Source organism: Streptomyces yangpuensis (assembly GCF_024666385.1).
Lineage (GTDB): Bacteria > Actinomycetota > Actinomycetes > Streptomycetales > Streptomycetaceae > Streptomyces > Streptomyces yangpuensis.
On the sequence record NZ_CP102514.1, the window covers coordinates 1,635,124 to 1,659,008 of the forward strand.

The window sequence follows — 23,885 nt, forward strand, 5'->3', positions numbered from 1 at the left end:
GGCTGACGCACGCCGGACACCCTCTACAGGCGCGAGCCGGTGAGCCGTGCGCCGAAGACGTCGTCCGGGTTGGACAGGGCGCAGGTCTCCATCGAGAGGCAGCCGCAGCCGATGCAGTCCGTCAGGTGGTCGCGCAGACGGGCGAGCCGGCCGATGCGTTCGTCGAGCTCGGTGCGCCAGGCCTCGGAAAGACGGGCCCAGTCCTCGCGGTTGGGGGTGCGCTCCTCGGGGAGCTGGGCCAGTGCCTCACGGATGCTGGCGAGCGGGATGCCCACCCGCTGGGCCGCGCGTACGAAGGCCACCCGGCGCAGCGCGTCACGGGTGTAGCGGCGCTGGTTGCCGCTCGTGCGGCGGCTGCTGATCAGGCCCTTGGACTCGTAGAAGTGGAGCGCCGAGACGGCCGCGCCGCTGCGGGCGGACAGCTGACCGACGGTGAGTTCGTGGATTTGCTCGGGAATCTGCGGCACCCGGCCGAGGGTAGTCGGAGGTCCGTTGACATACACATACGGTCCCAGCATGCTGAGCAAGCGCTTATTCGTCCGTCAGTACTCCGCGAGAGACAGGAACAGGCATGGCCGAGCCGAGGGTCTTCACGTCCGCCGAGGAACTGCACGCCGGGATCGGCGAACCGCTCGGCCCCAGCGGGTGGCTGGAGGTGGACCAGAAGCGGATCGACCTCTTCGCGGACGCGACCGGCGACCACCAGTGGATCCACGTGGACCCGGAGCGCGCCGCGACCGGACCCTTCGGCGTCACCATCGCGCACGGCTACCTGACGCTGTCGCTGCTGCCCAGCCTGGTGCCGCAGGTCATGCGGGTCGAGGGCATGCGCATGGGCCTCAACTACGGTACGAACAAGGTCCGTTTCCCGGCGACCGTGCCGGTCGGCTCACGGCTGCGCGCCACCGCCGTGATCACTGAGGTGGCGGAGGCGGGTGGCGGCGTACAGGTCACGGCGACCGTCACGGTGGAACGCGAGGGCGGCGAGAAGCCGGTGTGCGTGGCGGAGTCGGTGTCCCGCTACTACTTCTGAACCACTTCTGAACTACTTCGCAACTACTTCCGAGGGCGCGGCCGCGCGCCCACCATGCGGAGCACGAGGTCGGCGTAGAGCGCGCCGACCTCGTCGGGCGTGCGCTGTCCGGCCGCGCTGAACCAGCGGGCCACGTCGATGCACAGCGACAGCACGGCGAGGGTGGTGCCCGGCACGTCGGGGACGTCGAACTCCCCCGCCGCGACACCGTCGGCGAGAATGCGGCGCACCGCGGCGTCGCTCCGCCGGCGCAGGGCCACGATCTCGGAGCGGTGCTCCGGGGCGAGGGCGTCGAGTTCGTACTGGACCACGCGCGCGGTGGTGTGGTGCGCGGCGTGCCACAGTACGAAGGACCGCACGGCCGCGTCGAGGCGCTCGGCGGCGCAGCCCGGGCCGTCGGCGGCGACCGTGAGGATCTCCAGCGCCTTGTCGTGCCCGATCCGGCTGATCCGGTGGAGCAGCTCTTCCTTGGTCTTGTAGTGGATGTAGAGCGCGGCCGGGCTCATGCCGGCACGGCCGGCGATGTCGCGGGTGGTGGTGGCGTGGTAGCCGCGCTCGGCGAAGGCGTCGACGGCGGCGACGAGCAGCCGCCGTGCGGCGTCCGGGGTGACCTCGGACCACGGTCGGTAGCCGTCGGCCGTGTCCTCCGCGCTGCCCATCGCTCACTCACCTCTTCACCGTTCGGGAGTGAACACCCTACACGGAGGGTGAGCAAGCGCTTAGCGTTCTCGGCCGGGCCTGACCGGCCGCGCCGACTACTTCGGCGCGAAGGGGTCGTACTCGGCCATGATCTTCTCCATTCTCGCCTGATCCACCCGGCTGACGATCTGCGTGACCTCCTGCCGGTCGCGGATCACCTTGGCGAGGGTGAAGGCCGAGGTGGTGAGGTAGAGGACCGCGATCCCGAGGAAGGCACGGACCCAGCCGTCCGCCTCCAGTCGGTAGATCCCCACGGCCACGGCGATGAGGGCGATGGCGAAGGAGGCGACGGCCTGTCCGTAGTACGCCCCCGTGCTCTGCTGCTTGACCGGTGTCTCGTTCATGCGTCGAGCATCGGGGCGCGGCTCGGCGGTGCACATCCGCACGCGTACTCATAGCGGTGGCACCGGTACTCACCCGCGTGGGGAGCGGGGGCGGGGGCGGCGGGCCGGGGGGGCGGGGGCGGCGGGGCGGGGGGCGGGTGGCTAGAAGGCGGACACCCCGGTGCGGGCGCGGCCGATGAGGAGCTTCTGGATCTGGCTGGTGCCCTCGTACAGGGTTGCCACGCGGGCGTCGCGCAGCAGCTTCCCCGGCGGGTATTCGTCGATGTATCCGTAACCACCGTGCACCTGGAGGGCGTTGTTCGCGGCGCGCACGGCGGCCTCGGAGGCGAACAGCTTGGCGGTGGAGGACTCGGTGGCGAAGGGCTGTCCGCGGTCGATGAGGTCCGCGACGCGCCAGGTCAGCAGCCGGGCCGCGTCCACGTCGACGGAGATGTCCGCGATCAGCTCCTGGACCAGCTGGTGCTGGGCGATGGGCTTGCCGAACTGCTCGCGGTGGGCGGCGTAGGAGACGGCCGCGTCCAGGGCGGCCTGCGCGATACCGACACAGCCGGCGGCGACCGACATGCGGCCCTTGGCGAGGGCGGACATGGCCACCGAGAAGCCCTTGCCCGGCGGGCCGAGCAGTGCGGAGGCGGGCACGCGGACGCCGTCGAGGACGAGTTCGGCGGTGGGCTGCCCGCGCAGGCCGAGCTTGCCGTGGATCTCGCGGCGCGTCAGGCCGGGGGTGTCGGTGGGGACGAGGAAGGCGGAGACACCGCGGTGGCCCGGCTCCTCGCCGGTGCGGGCGAACAGCAGCGCGACATCGGCCCAGGTGCCGTTGCTGATGAACATCTTGGTCCCGTGGAGGACGTACGAGTCCCCCTCGCGCACGGCGCGGGTGGCGAGGTTCGCGGCGTCGGAGCCGGTGCCGGGCTCGGTCAGCCCGAAGCAGCCGAGCGCGTCGCCGGAGCACAGGCGGGGCAGCCAGGTGCGCTTCTGCTCCTCGTTCCCCCAGGCGGCGACGGTCTTGGCGACCAGGCCGAGGGAGACGGAGACGATCCCGCGCACGGCGGAGTCGGCGCGGCCGAGCTCTTCGGTGACCAGGACGTAGGAGAGGTGGTCGCCGCCGGAGCCGCCGTACTCCTCGGGGACGGTCAGGCCGAGGAAGCCGAGCGCGGCCAGCTTCTTCACGACGGCCCGGTCCACGCTCTCGGCGCGGTCCCACTCGGCGGCGTACGGGACGATCTCGCGCTCGGCGAACTCGCGGGCGAGCCGGCGTACGGCACTCTGCTCCTCGCTCAGCTCCAGATTCACCGGGACCTCCTCCAGGCGGATGGCGGGTGGGGCCGGCGCGGTTTTAACTAGCACCGGTAGTTTTTGGCGGGCAGGCTTACTATGTGGCGCATGGCCAGACCGCGCAAGCCCCTTCTCAGCCGGGACCGCATCGTCGAGGCGGCCGGGGCACTGGTCGACGCGGAGGGGCTGGAGGCGGTGTCGACCCGGCGGCTGGCGGCCGCGCTCGGGGTCAGCGGGCCCTCGCTCTACAACCACTTCCGCACCAAGGACGAGATCCTCGACGCGGTGGCGGACGCGGTGAGTTCGCGTGTCGATCTGTCCATGTTCGAAGGCGTCGGGGCCGGCGGCGACGCCGGGGGCGGGGGCGGGGCCGGGGACGGGGGCGAGGGCGGAGGCGGGGGCGAGGCCGGAGGCGGGGGCGGGCAGGACTGGCGGGGCGCCCTGCAGGCGTGGGCGCACTCGTACCGGGACGCCCTGGCCGACCACCCCAACATCGTGCCGGTGCTGGCGCGCGGACCCGGGCGCCGCCCGGCGGGCCTGCGGGTGGCCGACGCGGTGTTCGGTGCGATGACCGCGGCCGGGTGGCCGGCGGCGCATGCGACGCGGATCGGCGCACTGATGCGGTACTTCATCCTGGGCTCGGCGGTGGGTTCCTTCGCCCGGGGGTTCGTCGACGACCGCGCGGCGTACGACCCGGCGGACTACCCGCACCTGGGCCAGGCGCACCTGCTGGCCGAGCGGCAGCGCGAGGTGGACGAGGGCGCGTTCGAGACGGGCCTGGAGGCACTGCTGGACGGCCTGGCCCTCCAGTACGAGACGCTGCGGCGCGGGGAACGGCCCGCCTGACACGGCGCAGCCGCCGCACGGTGCCGGCCGTACGGCTGGTGCGTCTCCGACTCAGGTCACTGGCCGAAGACGACGAGGGAGCGGCCGCCCTTGCCGGCCAGCATCGCGTCGAAGGCGGCCGGGATGTCGTCGAGAGTGATCCGGTCGGTCACCAGGGCGCCCAGGTCGAGGCGGCCTGCGCGGACGTGCTCGGCGATCACAGGGAGGTCGCGGGCGGGGTCGCTGTTGCCGTAGACACAGCCGGTGAGGGTGCGGGCGAAGTGGAAGATCTCCAGGGCGTGGAAGGTGACCTGCTGTTCCTTGCCGCCGATGCCGACGACCGTGGTGCGGCCGCCGCGGCGGGTCGACTCCCACGCCCCGCGGATGGTCTCGGCCCGGCCGACGCACTCGACGGCGACGTCCGCGCCCCGCCCGCCGGTGAGCGCACGGATCTCCCGGGCGGTGGTGTCCGAGGCGAGCACGAACTCGGTGGCACCGGCCGCGCGCGCCAGTTCCTCCTTGGCCGGTGACACGTCGACGGCGATCACCGGGCCCGCCTGTGCGATCCGGGCCGCCTGGAGCGCGGCCAGGCCGACCCCGCCGGCGCCGAAGACGGCCACCGACTCGCCCGGGCGGACCTGGGCACTGTGGTGGACGGCCCCGTAGCCGGTGAGGACGGCGCAGCCGAGCAGCGCTGCCTCGGTGAGCGGGATCCCCGCGGGTGCGGGCAGCACGCAGTCGGCCGCGACGACTGTCTCCTCGGCGAACGCGGCCACGTTCAGCCCGGGGTGCAGTGCGGTGCCATCGACGTCGTGTGCGTGGACGTTCCCGACCCCGGCGAGCGCGGTGGCGCACAGCCAGACCTCGCCGATGGTGCAGTGGTGGCAGGTCCCGCAGGACGGGGCCCAGTTGAGCACCACGCCGTCGCCTGGGGCGACGTGCGTGACGCCCTCGCCGACAGCGAGGACCGTGCCCGCGCCCTCGTGGCCGAGGACGGCGGGCACGGGGACCCGCATGGTGCCGTTGGTGAGGGAGAGGTCGGAGTGGCAGACGCCGGCCGCGGTCAGCCGGACACGGACCTGCCGGGGCCCGGGATCGGGCAGCACGATCTCCCTGATCTCCAGCGGTGCTCCGACGGCGGGCAGGATGGCGGCGCGGACCATGGTCGTCGTCTCGACTTTCCGGTACGGGGGCGGGAGCGTGCGGATGCGGCGGGTGCAGCGGGTGCAGCCGATGCGGCGGGGGCAGCCGGTGCGGCGGGGGCGAGTGGTACCACTGCGGGTTGCAGCGGGTGCTGCGGCTGCTACTGGTTCAGAACTGCTTCAGAACTGGTTCAGAACTGCAGGGACTTGGTCTGAAGGTACTCCGCCAGACCATGAGGGCCCAGCTCACGGCCGACGCCCGACTGCTTGTGGCCGCCGAAGGGCGCGAGGATGTTGTAGCGGCCGCCGTTGATGTCCACCTGCCCGGTGTCCATGCGGCGCGCGAAGGCGACGGCCGTCTCCTCGTCCGCGGCCCACACGGCGCCGCCCAGGCCGTAGACCGTGCCGTTGGCGATGCGCAGGGCCTCCTCCTCGTCCTCGTACGCGAGGATCGACAGCACCGGCCCGAAGATCTCCTCCTGGGCGATGGTCATGTCGGGGGTCACGTCGGCGAACACGGTCGGGGCGATGAAGTACCCCTTTTCGTACGGCGCGTCCGGGCCGCCCACGACCAGGCGCGCGCCCTCCTCCACGCCCTTGGCGATGAAGCCGCGGACGCGTTCGTGCTGCTTGGCGTTGACGACGGGGCCGACGCGGGTGCCCTCCGTACGGGGGTCGCCGGTGGGGTGGTCGGCGACGGCGGCGACCGCGAGCGAGACGGCCTCCTCGTACCGGTCCCGGTGGACGAGCATCCGGGTGAGCGCGTTGCAGCTCTGACCGGTGTTGTTCATGACGTGGCCGACGCCGGCCGCGACGGCCCTGGGAAGGTCGGCCCCGGGCAGGATGACGTTCGCCGACTTGCCGCCCAGTTCGAGGGCGACGCGCTTGACCGCGGCGCCGGCCGTGGCGCCGACCTGCTTGCCGACGGCGGTCGAGCCGGTGAAGGAGACGAAGTCGACTCCCTCGTGGGCGGCCAGTGCCTGGCCCGCGACCGGGCCCGTACCGGTCACCAGGTTGAAGACTCCGGCCGGGATCCCCGCCTCGTGCACGGCCTCGGCGAAGAGCTGCGCGGTCAGCGGGGTGTCCTCCGCCGGCTTGAGGACGAGGGTGCAGCCGGCGGCGAGAGCGGGTGCCACCTTTGCAACGACTTGGTACAGCGGGTAGTTCCAGGGCGTGATGGCCCCGACCACGCCGACCGGTTCCAGCAGGACGGTGGAGTTGCCGATGCGCTCCTCGAAGGCGTACGAGGCGGCGAGGTCGACGTAGGTGGAGACCACGGCGATCGACGCTCCGACGTGGACGGCCTTGGCGAAGGGGAGCGGGGCGCCGAGTTCGGCGGTGACCGTCTCGGTCAGCTCCCCCTTGCGGTCCTGCAGGGCGTCGCGGAGTGCGCCGATCAGGGCCGCCCGCTCGGCCGGCGGCGTGGCCGCCCAGCCGGGCAGGGCCGCACGGGCCGCGCGTACGGCGGCGTCCACATCCTCCTCGGTGCCGGCCGGGACCTGGGCGATGACCTGGCCGTCGGCCGGGTTGACGACGTCGATCCGGCCGGGGCCGACGGCGGGCCGCCATGCGCCGTCGATGTACATCCCGTCCTGGGCCTTCATGGCATTCCTCCCGAGTACGCAGGTGCGCGTGGTCCGACCTCTCCGTCACCCTACAAACTAGCGTCGGTAGTTTTTGGCGGCCAGGGTACGGCCGGGTCAGATGATGCCGAAAAGCATCCCTGCCGCGAGGACGACGAGCGAGGTGAGGGCCGCCCACTTGACGGTGAACCGGGTGTGGTCGCCGAACTCGACGCGGGCCATGCCGACCAGGACGTAGACGGCCGGAACCAGCGGGCTGGACATGTGCAGCGCCTGGCCGACGAGGGAGGCGCGGGCGATCTCGAGCGGGGACACGCCGTGGGCGGCGCCGGCCTCGGCCAGGACGGGCAGGACGCCGAAGTAGAAGCCGTCGTTGGACATGAAGTAGGTGAGCGGCAGGCTGAGCAGACCGGTGACGAGTGCCATGTGCGGGCCCATGCCCTCGGGGATGGCTCCGACCAGCCAGTCGGCCATGTGCTTGACCATGCCGGTGCCGGTGAGGACTCCGGTGAAGACGGCGGCGGCGAAGACCATGCCGGCGACGTTGAGGACGTTGTCGGCGTGGGCGGCGAGCCTGGCCTTCTGGTCGGGCATGTGCGGGAAGTTGACGGTGAGGGCGAGGGCGGCGCCGAGCAGGAACAGCACCGGGATGGGCAGCAACTCCATGATCATCGCGGCGAGGAGGGCGACGGTGAGACCGGCGTTGAACCAGTAGAGGCGGGGGCGCAGGGTGGCCCGGTCGGGGTCGAGGCCCTGGAACCCGTCCTCGGGGGCGGCCACGGCCGCGGAGCCGGGGGCGGCGGTGGGCGTGGGGAGGGGTGTCGCGGCGGGCGTCGGCCCGGTGGTCGCTCCCGGCGCGGCCGAACCGGCGGAACCGCTGTGGGCGGCGCTCCCGGCGGCTGCTGCGACCAGGTCCCCCTCGACACTCTCGGTCTGCTCGGTCTGCTCGGTCCGCTCGGTCCGCTCGGTCTGCTCGGTCCGCTCGGTCCGCTCGACCTCCTCGGCTTCCGCGACATCCCGGGGTGCCTTCTGCCCGGGCAGCGCCAGCACTCCGAGGCGCCGGCGCTCCCGCAGGCCGAGGACATACGCCAGGGCGAACACGAAGAGCAGGCCCACCGCGAGGGCCGGGATCATCGGGACGAAGATGTCGGCGGCGTCGAGCTTGAGGGCGGTCGCGGCGCGGGCCGTGGGACCTCCCCAGGGCAGGGTGTTCATGACACCGTTGGCCGTGGCCGCGACACCCGTCATGACCACCAGGCTGAGGCCGAGCCGCTTGTAGAGCGGGTACATGGCGGAGACCGTGATCATGAAGGTGGTCGATCCGTCGCCGTCGAGCGAGACGATCGCGGCGAGGACGGCCGTGCCGACGACGACGCGCATCGGGTCGGCCTTGCAGAAGCGCAGGGTGCCCCGGACGATCGGGTCGAAGAGGCCGACGTCGATCATCAGGCCGAAGTAGACGATGGCGAACATCAGCATGGCGGCGGTCGGTGCGAGCTTGCCGACGCCTTCGATGACGTAGTCGCCGAGGTGTGCGCCCTTGCCTGCGAACACGCAGAACAGGGCGGGGATGAGGACGAGCGCCGCGATGGGCGACATTTTCTTCATCATGATCAGGACCAGGAAGGTCGCGATCATAGCGAAGCCGAGGAAGGTCAGCATGGGGGGAAGGTAGGCGTCGCCTCCTGGGGCCAACAAGACGTGGAAGCGTGAGCAATACGAGCAAAACCCCAGCTCAGGGCAGGGGTGTCAGCTCGACGGGGAAGGCGTTGAGCACGGCCGTGCCGGAGAGCCGGTCGATCCGGGTGCCGTCGAGGAGCTGGTTGACGTTGACTCCGGGCGCGGCGGACGCCACGCCCAGGCGGGTGCCGGCGCGGTCGTGGCCCCAGCCGTGCGGGAGGCTCACCACTCCCGCGCGGACGGCGTCGGTGACCTCGACGGGTACCTCCACGCTGCCGCCGTCGGCGGTGACCCTGGCCCGCCCGCCGTCGGTGAGCCCGAGGCGGGCTGCGTCCTGCGGGTGGACGTGCAGTGTGCAGCGGTTGGAACCTCCGGTGAGGGCCGGGACGTTATGCAACCAGCTGTTGTTGGACCGCAGGTGGCGGCGGCCCACGAGCACCAGGGCTGCGGGGCGGTCGGCGAGCGCCGCGCGCAGCCCGGGGAGTTCGGCCGCGATCGGGTCCGGGAGCAGCTCGATCCTGCCGCTGCGCGTCCTCAGCACGTCCGGAAGCCGGGGGCGCAGCGGGCCCAGGTCGATGCCGTGCGGCGCCGTCAGCAGGTCCTCCAGGCCCAGCTCGTACGGTCCGAGGCGCAGCATCATGTCCAGTCGCCGCTCCGGGCCGGTGCGACCGGTCAGCCGGCGGGCCTGCTCGGCCGGGTCGGCGCCGTGCAGCGGCGAGTGCACGTCGGTGACGGCCCGGGCGAGCGTGTCGCCGATGACGCGTTCGTCGACGGCTCCCGGCGGGGCTCCGTGCAGCCCCGACACGGCGAGGATCAGGCGCGCGTGGATCTCGCACTCGTCCATCCGCCCCTCCTCCAGGGGGATGGCGGGCGGCGAGTAGCGGGCCTGGTTGCGTACGGCGAAGGCGTTGAACGCGAAGTCGTAGTGCGCGCTCTGCGCGGGCGGCGGCGGGGGCAGCACGACGTGGGCGTGGCGGGAGGTCTCGTTCAGGTACGGGTCGACCGAGACCATGAAGTCGAGGCCGGCCAGCGCCCGGTCGAGGCGGTCGCCGTCGGGTGCGGAGAGGACGGGGTTGGCGGCGATGGCGATCAGGGTACGGATGCGCCCCTCCCCCGGCGTCTCGATCTCCTCGGCCAGGGCCGCGATGGGCAGTTCGCTCTTCGCTTCGGGGTGGCCGCTGACCCGGCTGTGCCAGCGGCCCACCGCGAACCCCCTGCCGGGACCGGCCGGCCGGGGGGCGCGGTCGGTGGCGGAGAGCGGGAAGAGGGCTCCGCCGGGCCGGTCGAGGTTGCCGGTGAGGATGTTCAGTACGTCGACGAGCCAGCTGGCGAGCGTGCCGTGCTCGACGGTGCAGCTGCCGATCCGTCCGTAGACGGCGGCGGTGGGTGCGGCGGCGAGTTGGCGGGCGAGGCCACGTATCTCGTCGGCCGTGAGGTCGCAGGCGGGGGCGACGGCCTCAGGAGTGAAACTCCCGAGGGCGGCGCCGAGTTCCCCGAGTCCCTCGACATGTTCCTCCAGCGCCCCGGGAGCGGCGAGCTTCTCGGCGATCAGGGTGTGCGCGAGGGCGGCGAGCAGGAACACGTCGCTGCCGGGACGCGGCGTGAGATGCCGGTCCGCGAGGGCCGCGGTCCGGGTGCGGCGCGGGTCGACGACGACGAGGGTGCCGCCACGGGCGCGCAGGGCCTTGAGCCGGCCGGGGAAGTCCGGGGCGGTGCAGAGGGAGCCGTTGGACTCGACCGGGTTGGCGCCGAGCAGCAGCAGGAAATCGGTGCGGTCGAGGTCGGGGACCGGGATGGCCAGGGGGTCCCCGAAGAGGAGTCCGCTGGAGACGTGCTTGGGCATCTGGTCGAGCGTGCTGGCGGTGAAGAGGTTGCGGGTGCCGAGGGACTTGACGAGCAGCGGCGGGTAGAGCGCGCCGGCCATGGTGTGCACGTTCGGGTTGCCGAGGACCACGCCGACGGCCTGGGGTCCGTGCTCCCGGACGAGTTCGGGCACGGCGGCGGCGATGGCGTCGTAGGCCTCCTCCCAGGTGACTTCCCGGAGCCGGCCGGCCCGGCGGACGAGCGGGGTGCGCAGCCGGTCGGGGTCGGCGTCGATCTGCCCGAAGGCGGCGCCCTTCGGGCAGATGAAGCCACGGCTGAAGACGTCGTCCCGGTCGCCGCGGGCGCCTGTGACCGTGGTGCCTTCGACGGTGAGGGTGAGCCCGCAGGTGGCTTCGCACAGGGGGCAGATGCGCAGGGCGGTGCGGGGCATGGGCCCTCCAGGGCGGCAGGCTGCGGCGCGGACGCGGGAAGCCCGAGCATACCGACCGGTAGGCACGGTGGCGAGGGAGCGAACGATGCCACTCCACGGAATCCACGGCGGGGCCGGGGCACGTTGGGGCCCGGACGAGTGCGGCGAAGGCAGGGGCGCGCAGGACCGGACGGGGGGAACCGGTCGGGCAGGGCGGGGGCCCGGGACGGGTGCGGGCGGAGGCCTGGCGGGCGAGGCCCGGGACGGGTGCGGATGAACCGGCCGGGCAGGCGGGGGCCCGGGAGGGGTGGGGGCGGGGTCCGGGACGGGGAGGGCGGCGCCGGGAGGGACGGCTGACCGGGCGAGGGCGGCCGCCTCGGGGGGCGGCCACGTCCACGGCGGGCGACGAGGGGCGGGCGGCCCGCGGGCAGCGGGCCAGGGAGGCGCGACCGCCGCAGCGACCGCCGCAGCGACCGCCGGAGCGGGCGCCACAGCGGGCGCCGGAGGAAGGGTTCAGTCCAGTACGCGGGCCAGGTAGGCGTGCATCATCGCGCGGGTCTCGGCGACGATGCCGGGGTCCCCTGCCGGGTCGGTCCGGAAGGCCAGCTGGATCAGCGCGTCGGTGGCCTCGACGGCGACGAGAACCGCCCGTTCCAGGGTGGCGTCGGCGGTCAGGCCGAGGTGGGCGGAGAGGAGTTCGGTCAGGCGGGTGGCGACCTGGTGGTTGGGATCGCCCTCAAGGTCGTCGGCCGGCGGCGCGGGCACGCCGAAGTCGACGAGCGCGAAGCCCGGCACGCCCCGCTTCATCGCCAGGTATTCGTCCAGCACGGCGTCCACCACCGGCCGCCAGTGGGTGGCGGGAAGGTCGGCGAGGCGGTCCGCGATGCCGTCGACGTACCGGTCCAGGTTGCGGTGCGCGAGGGCGATCGCCATGGCTCGCTTGTTGCCGAAGAAGCGGTAGACGGAGCCGATCGGTACGCCGGCGCGCAGGGCGACGGCGCGGGTGGTGAGGTTCTCGTACCCGGTCTCGTCGAGCAGTTCGGCGCAGGCGTCGAGGATCCGGGCGAGCCGGTCGGCGCTGCGCTGCTGGATCGGCGTACGGCGCAGGGAGTGGGCGGGAGGCACGGGGTCCATCATGCCGCTCCTCGTTTCCGGGTCCGGCGGGGGCCTCAGTTCTCAGTTCAGCAGGAGGCTGAGACCTCCGATCGTGTAAATGATCATCAGGGTGAGCAGCGGCAGTTGGCCGGCCACCGCTTTCGCGGGCGGGAAGAGGCGTACGGAGCGGTCGTGGGCCGCGACGACACCGAGGACGTGGCCGGTGACGACGGCGATGACCTGGAGGGCCGCGAGGCCGCCGGGACCCAGTGGTGGCGCGGGTTCGGGGGCGTTGTCAGTGCCGAGTGCCATGCTTACTGTGCGTGGTCCTTCGACTACCAGAAGGGAGAAGTAGTGGGCGAAGAGATAGCCGAGGGCGATGGGGACGAGTGAGTGCGCGAAGGCGGTCAGCGGGCCGGGGTGCGGGCCGCTGACGAGGCGGGTGGCGGCCGCGCACAGGCAGTAGAGGGTGGCGACGAGGGCGACGGAGCCGAGCAGTCCGAGCGTGGCCGTGGGGGTGCGGCCGAGGGGGGAGGTCTGAAGGGTGTTGATCCAGGAGGGGTTGTCGGAGAAGCCGTCGTAGGCGGTGGAGCCGAGCAGGACGCAGACGGTGGCGACGAGTCCGGGCCGCTCGGGCGTCGCGTCGAGTCCGTGGAAGGGGTTGCGCAGGACGAGACGGCCGTCGCCGCGGCGGCCGAGGGGGGAGAGACGGGCGAGAAGGGCGGAGTACGCCTCGAAGGCGTCCCCGTCCGCGAACCAGCTCTCGCCGTAGCGGGCGGCGAGCAGCAGTTGGGCGGTGGCGTAGGCGGCGAGTGCGATCAGGAGGGTGGTGGTCGATGCGGGGTCGGGAGAGACGAGTTCGAGCCATGTGAAGCCGAGCAGTCCGGCGGCGGCGGGCCACAGCCCCAGCCGGGCGGGAAGGGGGTGGTTGCCGGTACGGGGGCGGCGCAGGGACCGGGCGAGCAGGCGGTGCAGGGTGCGCAGCGGGTTGAGCAGGCGCCATACGGGGCCGAGGAGAAGGGAGGCGGGCACGAGTCCGACCCAGAGGAGGACGTAGACGGCGCCGGGAGCGGGGTTGTGAGCGGGGTCGTCGGGACCGAGGAGGAGGTGGAGCAGGACGAGGAGCGCGGCGGCGAGTCCCAGCGCGCGCAGGATGGTTCGGGTGGGCGGCGCGTCGGCCACCCGCTGGAGGGCGACGGGCAGGGCGAGCCCCGAGTCCTCTCCGCGGAAGCGGGAGGTGGACCAGAGCAGGCCGAGTGCGAGGAAGGAGACGAACAGCGCGGCGAAGGCACCGGCGAATGCGTAGAAGGGAGAGATGGGCAGATCGTGCTGGGAGCCGATTCCGTGCGCGAGGGGGGTGAACGGTTCGGCCGGGTGAACGACCACGCTCCGGCCGTGACCGTAGGAGATCGGGCTCACCACCGCACCTCCGAGCACCGAGCACCACCGACGGCGCGTCCCTGCGCCCCGGGCCCGGTCTCGGGCCCGGTCTCGGGCCCGGTCTCGGGCCCAGCGCCGCCCTCGGCCGCGGCAACGGCACTGTCCCCGGCAGCCCCGGCACCGAGCCTGGGCCCGGCCCCGACCACGCCACCGGCCCCCGACTCGGGCCCGCCCCCGACCAAAACGGCACCAGCACCGGTGCTGCGCCCGGCCGCAGCGCCGGCACTGAGCCTGGGCCCGGCACCGGCGCTGCGGCTGGGACAGGGTCCGGCACTCGGCCTCGGCGGGCTGGGCGGAGCTTGGGGTATGGGCGTGGGGTGGTGGGCGGTCATCGGACGAGGAGTTGGGTCAGGACGAGGCGGGACTCGTGGGTCTCGACCTCGAAGAGGCCCGTACGGTCGGCCGTCAGGATCAGGGTGGCCTCCTGGCCTGCCGGCAGGGCGAGTTCCTTGTCGTAGCCGTGGACGTGCAGGGTGTCCGCGCGGTCGCTGGTGACGCGCAGGGCGATGCGTTCGCCGCGCCGCAGCTCGGTGCGGGCCGGGGCGGGGCTGACCTTGCCGTCCCGGACGGTGATGGTGACCGTGCGGTCCGCCTCCGCCTGCGCCTGGCCCGGCGTAGGCGGCTGCGACGGGGCTTCGCCGTGGCTGTGGCCGCCGGACGAACCCGGGGCGGGGGCGGTGAGCTGCGCCGTTCCCTCCACGGGTTTGCCGGAGACCGCCCAGGCGGTGTGGTCGTCCGCGTAGAGGCGGACGGTCAGGGTGTGCGCGCCGTCGGGGACCTGCGCCGCGGGCAGGTGGAACCAGGGGCCGTACAGCCTGGCGATCTTGCGTCCGTCGAGTTCCAGGTGGGCGTGACCGGCGCCCGGGAGAGCGGCGCCGCCGGTGCTGTCGGGTGTGAAGCGGAAGTTCTTCACGCTCAGCTGGAGGTTCCAGCCGTCCTCGGAGTCCGGGCGGAGGGCCAGTTGGACCTCCGGGGCGCCCTGGGACGGTACCTCGCGGAGCTTGTGGCCGGCCGAGTCGCCCGTGGTGAGCAGGGTGCCGACGTTGCCGGAGGCCTGCTCATGGCTGGTGCCGGGCTTGTGGTGGGTGGTGGCCCGCCCGCCGCAGCCCGTCGCCGCGCCGCCCGCGAGGAGCAGGGCGAGGGCGAGCAGGGCCGCGGTGCGTGCGGCCCGGCGGTGCCCGCGGGCCCCGGTGGGCGGCGTACCGCAGGCGCCGCACCGGATCCGAGCGTCGGGCCGGGGGCCGGGCCGGCCATCGGGCCGGACCTCGGGCCGAGCGTCGGGCTGGGCATCGAATCGGCCGCCGGGTCGGGCCTCGGGCCGGGTGCCGGGTCGGGCCTCGGGCCAAGCAACGGGCCGGACGCCGGATCGGCCGCCAGGCCGGTCGTCAGGCCGAGCAACGGGCCGGGCGCCGAATCGGGCATCGGCTCGGACGCCGGGCCGGGCGCCGGGCCCGGCGTCGGATCGGGCGTCGGGGCGGTTGTCAGGTCGGGCATCGGGCCGGGCGTCGCTCACGGCTGGCCTCCCGTGGGCCCGGGGGCCCGGGCCGGGGCCGGGGCCGGCCGGGTGGCTTCGGGGTCGTCGGCGGCCGGGGCGGTGGCCGGGCGGGCGGAGGCGACGACCGCCCACAGGACCCAGACCACGGCCACCAGGGCCCGCACCCAGGCCGGGCTCAGCGGGGTCCACGGGATCATCAGGACCGCCTTGTCGAAGGCGTCCAGCAGGGTGAGCCCGGCCAGCAGCAGGGTCAGGCGCGCCAGCCAGGGGCGGGTGGGGCGCAGCGCCAGGCCGGCTCCCGTCCACCACAGGCCGAGCAGGAGGAGGGCGAGGGCCGGGACGAAGGTGGCGTTCAGCGCCATGGTGGAGCCGGCCACGTCGAGGGCCAGGCCGGCCAGGCCCAGCAGGGAGGCCACCGTGCCCAGGCGGGAGCCGCGCAGGCGGCGCCACCACAGCACCCCGCCGACCAGCAGCAGCACCGCGGCCACGGCCAGGGCGAGCTGGGTCTCCACCCGCTCCGCTCCGCGCGCGCCGTACCAGTCGCAGCCCGCAGGGAGCTTGCGTGCCTGGACGTTGTAGTCCGCGCAGACGAGGAGCTGGACCAGCTTGACCGGCTCGCCGACCAGGCGGGCCGAGGCACCGGAGACGTCGCCCCGCCGCTCGCCGCATTGCGGGACCGTGCCGGGGCTGGAGCCGTCGGGGCCGTCCTGCCAGCAGTTGCCGCTGCCCTGGCCGTCCCACCAGACGTCCATGCCGTTGGGGTGGGAGGCGCCGGACTTGTCCTTGCCGAGGACGTTGCCGGCGTAGCGGTTGTGGTGGGAGGTGTCGGTCTGCTTCGACCACGCCTCCTCGCCGCGGATGAAGGCGGGGACGGCGCTGAGGAAGAAGCCGGCGCGCTGGTGCCCGTACACCCAGTTGCCCTCGTACAGGTTCCAGTTGCCGCCCGCCGTGATGATGCCGGTGCCCGGCGGCATGCTGATCTGGGGGCAGACGACGCCGCGCTCGTAGCCGCGCTCGATCGGCGGTTTGGCGCAGGTTCCGTCGGCGACGTGGCGGTAGTAGTCCTGGTTGTTGTCGTGGATCAGGTTCCGCTCGAACTTGGCGTGGTTCTGCGGGAGTCCGGGGTGGCCGGGGAAGGCGCTGTCCATCGAGGCGCCGCCCATGTTGTGGTCGAACTCGTTGTCGTGCACCCACACCGAGTCGCCCGCGGTGCCGGAGTAGCCGACCATGTTGTGGTGGCTGCGGCAGCCGGTGATCTCGATGGAGTAGCGGGGGACCTCGTAGCCGCGGCCGTCGTTGATGTTGGAGGCGCTGCCGGGGTAGATGCCGGAGTCGCCGTTGCCGTAGGACTCGCAGTTCTTGTAGAGCCCGTGGTCGCTGGCGAAGGTCAGGAAGCCGTACTCGTCGTTCCAGCGGGTCAGCACGTCGTCGATGACGAAGCCGTCGGCGGCGAGCACGTACAGCGAGTTGAAGGTGGTGCGCTGGGCGGTGAAGTTGCGGAAGTAGACGCCGTCGGACTTGTCGGCGCGGATGGCGTTCAGCTTCTGGTACTTGGCGTCGATCACCACGTCGAGCCGTGACGCGCCGGTGCCCTCGATCTGCAGGTTCTTCTTGCCGAGGATGGCGACGAGGTTCTGGTTGTGCCGGCACCGCACCTGCTGCTCGTAGGAGAGGATCTGGTAGCCGAGTGCGGAGTCGGGCGCCTTGAGCGCGGCGCACTCCCCCGTCGGCTTGGGCAGCGAGGGCTCCTCCTCGTAGAGGCCGGGGAGGATCGCGATGTTCATCCCGGGCCGGTCCACGGCGTCGACGGCTTCCTGGAGGTGCCGGTAGCCGCTCGCCGCGCACCGCTCGTACAGGGCGAGGTTGCGCTGCCTGAGCTCCTCGGGGAAGGCGGATATCCGGCGTTCGAAGGCCGGCCGGTCCGCCTTGCATACGATGAGGTCGGGGTCGGCCTTGCGGTACTCCGGGACAGAGCCGGAGCCGTCCGGGAAGGTGACCGGGCGCTCTTCGTGCGCGCGGGCGGCGGGCGCGGCGGCGAAGAGGGACAGAAGCGCGAGAAGGGCGGCGAGGAGCGCCGCCGGCACGGCAGGAAACCTGCGGGTCCACGACATGCGCGTGAGAGTAGAGCAATGTTCATCTTTTGTGAGCCCCCCGGGAGCGAATCCGCGGCCACCGCCCGGCCACCCTGCGGGCCTTCCTCCCGGATCCTGTCGTTTCCTCCCGCCCCGCCACCCCGGACCCATGACGGACGGCGCCAGGACGACATCAGGACGACATCAGGACGGCACCAGGACGGCACCGGGCCGCCCCAGGGCGACGCCGGGACGCCGTTGACGCACGGGCCGCGGAATCCTACTGTCGACCATAGGATTCCTTCGACGGAGTGGGAGCAGCACATGAGCGAGCAGGCCGGCAGCGAGCAGGCCCGGAAGACGGCCGAGGCACTGGAGTACCTCACCGGCTTCGGCAACGAACACAGCTCCGAGGCCGTCCCCGGCGCACTGCCGCTCGGCCGGAACTCGCCCCAGCGGGCCCCCCTCGGCCTCTACGCCGAGCAGCTCAGCGGCAGCGCCTTCACCGAGCCCCGCAGCCACAACCGCCGCTCCTGGCTCTACCGGATCCGCCCCTCGGCCGCGCACCCGCCCTTCACCCGCATCGACAACGGGGCCCTGCGCACCGCCCCCTTCACCGAGGCGCCCGCGGACCCGAACCGGCTGCGCTGGAACCCGCTGCCCGACCCGGCACCCGGCACCGACTTCCTGGCCGGCCTGTGGACCCTCGGCGGCAACGGCGACGCGACCCAGCGCACCGGCATGGCCGTCCACCTCTACGCAGCCAACGCGTCCATGACGGACCGGGTGTTCAGCGACTCCGACGGCGAGCTGCTGATCGTCCCCGAGCGCGGCGGCCTGCTCCTGCGCACCGAGCTGGGCCTGCTCGCCGCCCGTCCGGGCGACGTGGCGATCATCCCGCGCGGCGTCCGCTTCCGCGTCGAACTGCTGGACGCCGACGCCCGCGGCTACGTCTGCGAGAACTACGGCCAGCCCTTCGTCCTGCCGGACCTCGGCCCGATCGGCGCCAACGGCCTCGCCGCCGCGCGGGACTTCCGGGCCCCGGTGGCCGCGTACGAGGACGTCGAGCGCCCCACCGAGGTGATCAACAAGTTCTGCGGCAACCTCTGGTCGGCCACCTACGGCCACTCCCCGCTCGACGTGGTCGCCTGGTACGGCACGCACGTCCCGTACGTCTACGACCTGCGCCGTTTCAACGTCCTGGGCACGATCAGCTACGACCACCCGGACCCGTCGATCTTCACCGTCCTGACCTCGCCCTCGGACACCCCGGGCCTGGCGGGCGTGGACTTCGTGGTGTTCGCACCCCGCTGGCTGGTCGGCGAGGACACCTTCCGCCCGCCGTACTTCCACCGCAACGTGATGAGCGAGTACATGGGCCTGATCGAGGGCGCCTACGACGCCAAGGCGGAGGGCTTCGTCCCCGGCGGCGGCTCGCTCCACAACATGATGTCCGCGCACGGCCCCGACCACGAGACCTTCGACAAGGCCAGCGCCGCCGAACTGAAGCCGCAGAAGATCGACGACGGCCTGGCCTTCATGTTCGAGACCCGCTGGCCGATCACCGCCACCGCCCAGGCGGCCGGCGCGGATCACCTCCAGCGCGGTTACGACGACGTGTGGCAGGGTCTGCAGCGCCACTTCCGCGCCTGACCCGTACTGCGTACCCTGCATGCGCCCGCCCCGCGTGCGCATGCAGGTCAGCACCGTAAGCCGCCGCAAGGCAAGCCGTGAGGCGCAAGCCGTGAGGCACAAGCCGTAAGTCGTAAGCCGTCGCCCGTCAGCCGTCTGCCGTCAGCCGTTCGGAGATCCACCCGTGACCGCCTTCGCCCCCGACTCGCTGGTCCTGAACCGGAAGCTGCCGCTCTGGTACCAGGTCTCGCAGTCGCTCCGCGCCTCGATACTGGGGCGCACCCCGGACGCGTCGCTGCGCCTGCCCACCGAGGAGCAGCTGGCCGAGCACTACGGGGTGAGCGTGCTGACCATGCGGCAGGCGCTCAAGGAGCTGGAGGGCGAGGGGCTGATCAGCCGGCACCGGCGGCGCGGGACCTTCATCGAGCCGGGTGCGCTGCGCAGCACCCCGGTCCGGCTGCTGGGTTCCGTCGACGCGATCGTGGCCCAGCAGTCGGGCGAGCGCACCACGGTCCTCGGTCACGCGCGCACGCCTGTGGCCGGGGAGCTGCTGGACCATTTCCCGGACATGCCCGAGGTGGTGACGTACCGGCGTCTGCGGCGCGACCGCGAGAGCGGCGAGCCGACGAACTGGGCGGAGAACGCGGTCCTGCCGGAGTTCGCCGAGGCCGTCGACGTCGCCGATCTCGAGCGCTGGCCGATGACGAAGGTGCTGCGGGACGTCGTGGGGGTGCGCATCAGCCGGATCACGGACACCGTGGAGGCGCGGCTCGCGGACCCGGAGACCGCCGAACTGCTTCAGGTACCGCTGCTCAGCCCGATCCTGCACTACACGGGCGTGACCTACGACGAGGACGGCCGGGTGGTGGACGTCGCGCGGATCCGCTACCGGGGCGACCGGTTCTCCTTCACGGTGACGGTGGACGCCCACTGACCCTGACGGCCGAAGCCGGCCCCGACGCCGGCCCCGACGCCGACGCCGACGGCAGGTGCTGTCACTTCCTGTCGTCGTCGGCGGTGCGCTCGCCCTCCGCCTGGGACGGTGTGGTCCGCATCGTCTGGGGGTGGCGCTCCTTGCGCTGGCCCTCGTCCATGTCCTCGTCGAGGCGTTCGCCCTCGGCCTGGGACGGAGTCGAGTATTCGTCGTACTGGCTCATGACCGCCTCCTCGCTCGAAACCGCACGTATGCATACATAAGGAGCGTAGCTCTTCGTCCTGGACGCAGCCCGGCCATCGGAGCCCGTCGCTACCATCGGCGGCGTGAGCGCTGACACACCGCAGCCGGACCCGCAGCCGGACCTGGAGCAGGACCTGGAGCAGGACCCGCTGCTGGACGATCTGATGCCCTGGGCCGTGGGCGGCCTGCGCCTGGGCCGGGACTGGGTGGCCGCGCCCGATCCGGCGGCCCTGCGCACCCGCTGGGCGGCCCTGGCGGGCGCCGAAGGGGCTGAGCGGGACCGGCTGTTCCGCCCGAGCCGCAGCCGTACGCCCACCGGCTCGGCTGCGGCCCTGCCGGGGCAGCGCTCGGCGGCGACGGCCCGTTTCGCCGATGCTCCCGGCCCGTGCCCCGACCCCGTACGGGTGCTGCGCGAGCCCTTCGACGAGCAGTGGCTCCTGCCCGACCAGCGGCTCATCGACACCGCCCGCCCGGAGCTCTGGCGGGTCCTCGACGAGCACCAGCTGTTCCTGGTCGAGACCCCGGAACCGCTGGTCACCGCGCACCTGCCGGCGGGCCGGCTCGGCCGGATCCGCCCGCTGCACCGGCGTCCGGGCGGCGCCGAGCCGAACCTCGCCCCCGGCCTGCTGCCGCTGCTGAGCGAGCGCCACGGCGGCCGGGTGACCCCCGAGGACGTCCTGTGCTGGATCCTGGCGGCCGGCCGGCCCGGTCCGCGCGGGTACGAGGTGCCGCTCGCCGCCGACCCGGAACGCTGGCGGGCCGGGCTGGACCTGGGCCACCGGCTGCTCACCGTGCAGCTGCGCGGTGCGCGCGGCGGTGAGGCGCCGCGGCTGCCCGGCGGGCGCCGCCCGTACGTCCGCTCCGCGGTCGGGGGATGGCCGCACGGGCTCTCGTACGACGCGGAGACCGGGACGCTGGCGCTGGGAAGCGGGACGGTCTCGCCCGTACCGGCCGGGGCGTGGGAGTACGAGGCGCAGGGCGTGCGGGTACTGGAGAGCTGGTTCGCCGCGCGCACGGCGCACCGCGGGCCGGAGGCCGACGGCCTGGCGGCGCTGGGCCCGGCCCAGTGGCCGCAGAGCTGGACCTCGGAGCTGCTGGCGCTGGTGACGACGCTGGCACTGCTGGCCGAACTGGCCCCGGAACGGGCCGCGTTCGACCCCGGCCCGAGCCTGCCGGCCGCGGAACTGCGGGCGGCGGGGGTACTGCCGCCGCCCGCCTGGAGCCGCCGCCCGGCCTCCGTACTGGACCACCAGGAGGAAGGCCCGGGCGGCCAGTTCGCCCTGCTGTGACCGGCCGCCGGGGGCAAGGTCGCACCGGGGCGGTGTCCGATGCGGCCCGCCGGGCGCGCCCGCCGGCCACGCGGCGAGGCACCGTGCCGCGAGCCGGGGGCGCCGCCGGCCTGCGGCGCACCGCACCGGCCCGCGGGCCCGCCCGACGCCCCGACGCACCGCGGCACCGCGGCACCGGGTCAGCGGGCCGCGCCCGGGCCACCGCGCCACCGGCCCGCCCGCCGACGGCGGCCCGGGCCCGCGGGTCCGCACCGCGGGCCCGGGCGCTACGCGCCCCAGGCTCCCAGGAGGCGGGTCACCGAGCGGTCGAAGACTGCGGCCATGTCCAGGCCCGCTCCGGGGACCGGGCCGGCACCGGAGACGGCCGCCGCCAGGCGGGGGTACTGCCCCGTGGCGAGGCGGGAGCCGAGCCAGGCCGTCCGTATCCCCTGCTCCTCGTCCTCGCTCCAGGGCAGCGCGCGGGCCCGTTCGGCCAGCGCCAGCTCCCCCGCCACATAGGTCGCGACGGTGCCGTTGACGGCGGCGACGAGTTCGAGCTTCTCGGCCTCCGGCACGTCCAGCGGCGCCAGGCACTCCAGGCTGTGCTCCAGGTAGCGCAGGGCGTTCGGACTGAAGCCGTACACGGGGCTCAGCAGGCGCGGCAGCCATGGATGGCGGTGCATCAGCGCCCGCGTCTGGCGGGCGAGGGCCAGCAGATCGGCCCGCCAGTCGCCGGTCGGCGCGGTGAACTCGTACTCCCCGCCGACCGCGTCGACCATGAGCTCGTAGAGCTCCTCCTTGCGCGGCACATAGTTGTAGAGGGACATGGTCCCCGCGCCGATCCCGGCGGCGACGCGCCGCATGGAGACGGCCTCGATCCCCTCCGCGTCGGCGATCCGCACCGCCTCGGCCGCGATCGACTCACGGCTGTGCGCGGGCCTGGGGCCGCGGCCGGCCCGCTGGGGGCGGGACCAGATCACTTCGGGTTCAGCGGGTCGCCCGCCGGCTGTCATCGCTCAGATCACCTCGTCGTCTCGACACCATCTTAGTTACGTACGGCGTACGTAATGAGGTACGGTGACGCGCATGACGACTACGTACGCTGTACTTAGTGAAGGTCTGGAGAAGAGCTACGGCCGGATCCACGCCCTGCGTGGACTCGACCTCGCCGTCCCCGAGGGCTCGGTCTGCGGCCTCCTCGGCCCCAACGGCGCGGGCAAGACCACCGCCGTCCAGATCCTCACCACCCTCACCGCACCCACCGGCGGCCGCGCCCTCGTCGCCGGCCACGACGTCACCCGAGACCCGGCGGCCGTCCGCCGCGCCATCGGCGTGACCGGCCAGTACGCCTCCGTCGACGGGGATCTGACGGGCCGCGAGAACCTCCGGCTGTTCGCCCGGCTCGCCGGACTGCGGGGCCCCGCAGGCCGCTCCCGCGCCGACGAACTGCTGGAGCGTTTCGGGCTCGCCGAGGCCGCCGACCGGATGGCCTCCACCTGGTCCGGCGGCATGCGACGACGCCTGGACCTGGCCGCCGGACTCGTCACCCGCCCCCGCGTACTCTTCCTCGACGAGCCCACCACCGGACTGGACCCCGCCGCCCGCGAGCACATCTGGACGGCGGTGCGCGCGCTCGCCGAGGAGGGCACCACGGTGCTGCTCACCACCCAGTACCTGGAGGAGGCCGACCGGCTGGCCGACGACATCACCGTCGTCTCCGAAGGCCGCGCCCTCGCCGGAGGCACCCCGGCCCGGCTCAAGGCCCGCATCGGGTCCCGCGCCGAGGTCGCCGTCACCGCGCGCGAGGAACTCGCCGGCGCCGCCGCCGTACTCGACCGGCTCACCGGCGGCCGGCCCGTGCTCGACGAGGAACGGCTGACCGTCGGCGTGACCGTCCTCGACGCCGGGATCACCCTGCCCCGGATCATCCGCGAGCTCGACACCGCAGGCGTCCCGGTCACCGACGCTCGCCTGCGCCCGCCCACCCTCGACGAGGTGTTCCTCCGCCTCACCCGCCCCCGGCCCCGCACCGCGCCCGCCGGCCACGAGCAGGATCTTCAGGAGAGCGCCGCATGAGCACGCTGCTGTCCGACGGCGGAGCCGTGCTCACCCGCCAGCTCCAGAAGGCCCGGCACGCACCGGCGCTCCTGATCCTCACCCAGACCATGCCGATCACGATGCTGCTCTTCTTCGGCTACGTCTTCGGCAGCGCGCTCGCCATGCCCGGAGCCGAGTACCGGGAGTTCCTGGTGCCTGGGCTGCTCGCCGCCACCGCCGCGAACGGCCTGATGACCGGCATGTTCACGGCCGCTCAGGACGCCCACCGCGGGGTGATGGACCGCTTCCGGACCCTGCCGATGAGCCGCGCCGCCGTCCCGCTCGGGCAGACCGCGGCCGACCTGCTCACCACGGCCGTGTCGATGGTGCCGCTGATGCTGGTGGGGCTGGCGATGGGCTGGCGGATCGAGAACGGCCTGCCCGGCGCGCTGGGGGCCCTGGGCGTGCTGCTGCTGTTCCGCTTCGCCACCGCCTGGGTGGGCACCTACCTGGGCCTGCTCAGCCGCAGCGAGGAGGCGGCGGGCCAACTGGCCGGCGCCACCTTCGTCCTGCCGATGCTCTCCAGCGCGTACCTGCCGACCGACGGCCTGCCCGGATGGCTGCGCACGATCGCCGAGTGGAACCCGATCAGCGCCGTCGCGACCGCCGTGCGCGAGCTGTGCGGGAACGCGGGCGCGCAGGCCGGCGCGGACGCCGCCTGGCCCGCCGCGCACCCGGTGGCCGGGGCGCTGCTGTGGTCGCTGCTGCTCCTCGTGGTGTTCGTACCGCCGGCCACCCGCCGCTTCGCCCGCGGGTAGACGGTCGGGGACGGACGGGCGGATCGCGGCCCGCGGC

General features: G+C 73.4%; 21 protein-coding genes. 7 read left to right on the forward strand and 14 right to left on the reverse strand.

Annotated elements, in window-relative coordinates:
• Nucleotides 1–23: 23 nt before the first annotated feature.
• A complete protein-coding gene (gene soxR / locus NRK68_RS07570; RefSeq protein ID WP_257855399.1) occupies nucleotides 24–467 on the reverse strand; it encodes a redox-sensitive transcriptional activator SoxR in 444 nt (147 codons plus the stop codon).
• 104 nt (nucleotides 468–571) lie between these two features.
• On the opposite strand from soxR, the gene NRK68_RS07575 reads away from it, so the two are divergent.
• The gene (locus NRK68_RS07575) at nucleotides 572–1,033 is read left to right on the forward strand and encodes a MaoC family dehydratase (RefSeq protein WP_183069370.1); all 462 of its coding nucleotides are present in this window, start codon (nucleotides 572–574) and stop codon (nucleotides 1,031–1,033) included.
• A gap of 23 nt (nucleotides 1,034–1,056) precedes the next feature.
• Here the strand turns inward: NRK68_RS07575 and NRK68_RS07580 are convergent, their stop codons facing one another.
• The 3 genes from NRK68_RS07580 to NRK68_RS07590 all read right to left on the reverse strand — a co-directional run bounded on the left by NRK68_RS07580 (nucleotide 1,057) and on the right by NRK68_RS07590 (nucleotide 3,369).
• Nucleotides 1,057–1,692, reverse strand: coding sequence for a TetR/AcrR family transcriptional regulator (locus NRK68_RS07580; protein ID WP_183069369.1), 636 nt, complete (start codon nucleotides 1,690–1,692; stop codon nucleotides 1,057–1,059).
• A 96-nt stretch (nucleotides 1,693–1,788) separates the two neighbouring features.
• A complete protein-coding gene (locus NRK68_RS07585) occupies nucleotides 1,789–2,076 on the reverse strand; it encodes a YiaA/YiaB family inner membrane protein (protein WP_030770220.1) in 288 nt (95 codons plus the stop codon).
• A gap of 141 nt (nucleotides 2,077–2,217) precedes the next feature.
• Nucleotides 2,218–3,369 carry an acyl-CoA dehydrogenase family protein gene (locus NRK68_RS07590; protein ID WP_183069368.1) on the reverse strand — a complete coding sequence of 384 codons (1,152 nt, stop codon included), beginning with the start codon at nucleotides 3,367–3,369 and terminating at the stop codon, nucleotides 2,218–2,220.
• Between the two features lie 90 nt (nucleotides 3,370–3,459).
• Between NRK68_RS07590 and NRK68_RS07595 the strand changes: the two genes are divergently transcribed.
• Nucleotides 3,460–4,197: a TetR/AcrR family transcriptional regulator gene (locus NRK68_RS07595; protein WP_257855400.1), complete on the forward strand. Its 738-nt coding sequence runs from the start codon at nucleotides 3,460–3,462 to the stop codon at nucleotides 4,195–4,197.
• 56 nt (nucleotides 4,198–4,253) lie between these two features.
• Here NRK68_RS07595 and NRK68_RS07600 read toward each other — a convergent pair whose 3' ends face one another.
• From NRK68_RS07600 to NRK68_RS07635, 8 genes are all read right to left on the reverse strand, one after another.
• Nucleotides 4,254–5,339: a Zn-dependent alcohol dehydrogenase gene (locus NRK68_RS07600; protein WP_183069366.1), complete on the reverse strand. Its 1,086-nt coding sequence runs from the start codon at nucleotides 5,337–5,339 to the stop codon at nucleotides 4,254–4,256.
• A gap of 170 nt (nucleotides 5,340–5,509) precedes the next feature.
• Nucleotides 5,510–6,922: an aldehyde dehydrogenase family protein gene (locus NRK68_RS07605; protein WP_257855401.1), complete on the reverse strand. Its 1,413-nt coding sequence runs from the start codon at nucleotides 6,920–6,922 to the stop codon at nucleotides 5,510–5,512.
• A 96-nt stretch (nucleotides 6,923–7,018) separates the two neighbouring features.
• A complete protein-coding gene (locus NRK68_RS07610) occupies nucleotides 7,019–8,563 on the reverse strand; it encodes a CitMHS family transporter (RefSeq protein WP_257855402.1) in 1,545 nt (514 codons plus the stop codon).
• 73 nt (nucleotides 8,564–8,636) lie between these two features.
• Nucleotides 8,637–10,835: a molybdopterin-dependent oxidoreductase gene (locus NRK68_RS07615; RefSeq protein WP_257855404.1), complete on the reverse strand. Its 2,199-nt coding sequence runs from the start codon at nucleotides 10,833–10,835 to the stop codon at nucleotides 8,637–8,639.
• 492 nt (nucleotides 10,836–11,327) lie between these two features.
• Nucleotides 11,328–11,948 (reverse strand): TetR/AcrR family transcriptional regulator, encoded by a 621-nt coding sequence (locus NRK68_RS07620; protein WP_257857788.1) that lies wholly within the window; start codon nucleotides 11,946–11,948, stop codon nucleotides 11,328–11,330.
• Nucleotides 11,949–11,990: 42 nt separating this feature from the next.
• Nucleotides 11,991–13,319: a hypothetical protein gene (locus NRK68_RS07625; RefSeq protein WP_373024409.1), complete on the reverse strand. Its 1,329-nt coding sequence runs from the start codon at nucleotides 13,317–13,319 to the stop codon at nucleotides 11,991–11,993.
• A 358-nt stretch (nucleotides 13,320–13,677) separates the two neighbouring features.
• Nucleotides 13,678–14,499: a cupredoxin domain-containing protein gene (locus NRK68_RS07630; RefSeq protein WP_257857790.1), complete on the reverse strand. Its 822-nt coding sequence runs from the start codon at nucleotides 14,497–14,499 to the stop codon at nucleotides 13,678–13,680.
• 359 nt (nucleotides 14,500–14,858) lie between these two features.
• Entirely contained in the window at nucleotides 14,859–16,955 is a 2,097-nt protein-coding gene (locus NRK68_RS07635) for a right-handed parallel beta-helix repeat-containing protein (protein WP_257855405.1), read from the reverse strand.
• 285 nt (nucleotides 16,956–17,240) lie between these two features.
• On the opposite strand from NRK68_RS07635, the gene hmgA reads away from it, so the two are divergent.
• Nucleotides 17,241–18,569 (forward strand): homogentisate 1,2-dioxygenase, encoded by a 1,329-nt coding sequence (hmgA, locus tag NRK68_RS07640; RefSeq protein WP_183069361.1) that lies wholly within the window; start codon nucleotides 17,241–17,243, stop codon nucleotides 18,567–18,569.
• Between the two features lie 163 nt (nucleotides 18,570–18,732).
• Entirely contained in the window at nucleotides 18,733–19,482 is a 750-nt protein-coding gene (locus tag NRK68_RS07645; RefSeq protein ID WP_257855407.1) for a GntR family transcriptional regulator, read from the forward strand.
• Between the two features lie 61 nt (nucleotides 19,483–19,543).
• On the opposite strand, the gene NRK68_RS07650 is transcribed toward NRK68_RS07645, so the two are convergent.
• A complete protein-coding gene (locus tag NRK68_RS07650) occupies nucleotides 19,544–19,705 on the reverse strand; it encodes a hypothetical protein (RefSeq protein WP_183069359.1) in 162 nt (53 codons plus the stop codon).
• A 184-nt stretch (nucleotides 19,706–19,889) separates the two neighbouring features.
• Between NRK68_RS07650 and NRK68_RS07655 the strand changes: the two genes are divergently transcribed.
• Entirely contained in the window at nucleotides 19,890–21,014 is a 1,125-nt protein-coding gene (locus NRK68_RS07655) for a type ISP restriction/modification enzyme (RefSeq protein ID WP_183069395.1), read from the forward strand.
• A 266-nt stretch (nucleotides 21,015–21,280) separates the two neighbouring features.
• On the opposite strand, the gene NRK68_RS07660 is transcribed toward NRK68_RS07655, so the two are convergent.
• Nucleotides 21,281–22,006, reverse strand: coding sequence for a TetR/AcrR family transcriptional regulator (locus tag NRK68_RS07660; RefSeq protein ID WP_257855409.1), 726 nt, complete (start codon nucleotides 22,004–22,006; stop codon nucleotides 21,281–21,283).
• Between the two features lie 73 nt (nucleotides 22,007–22,079).
• Here NRK68_RS07660 and NRK68_RS07665 point away from each other — a divergent pair, with 73 nt between their 5' ends.
• Nucleotides 22,080–23,069, forward strand: a complete 990-nt coding sequence (locus tag NRK68_RS07665) for an ATP-binding cassette domain-containing protein (protein ID WP_257855410.1) — start codon at nucleotides 22,080–22,082, stop codon at nucleotides 23,067–23,069.
• Nucleotides 23,066–23,848, forward strand: coding sequence for an ABC transporter permease (locus tag NRK68_RS07670; RefSeq protein ID WP_183069356.1), 783 nt, complete (start codon nucleotides 23,066–23,068; stop codon nucleotides 23,846–23,848). Before NRK68_RS07665 ends, NRK68_RS07670 begins: the two co-directional genes overlap by 4 nt.
• The last annotated feature ends 37 nt before the right edge of the window (nucleotides 23,849–23,885 follow it).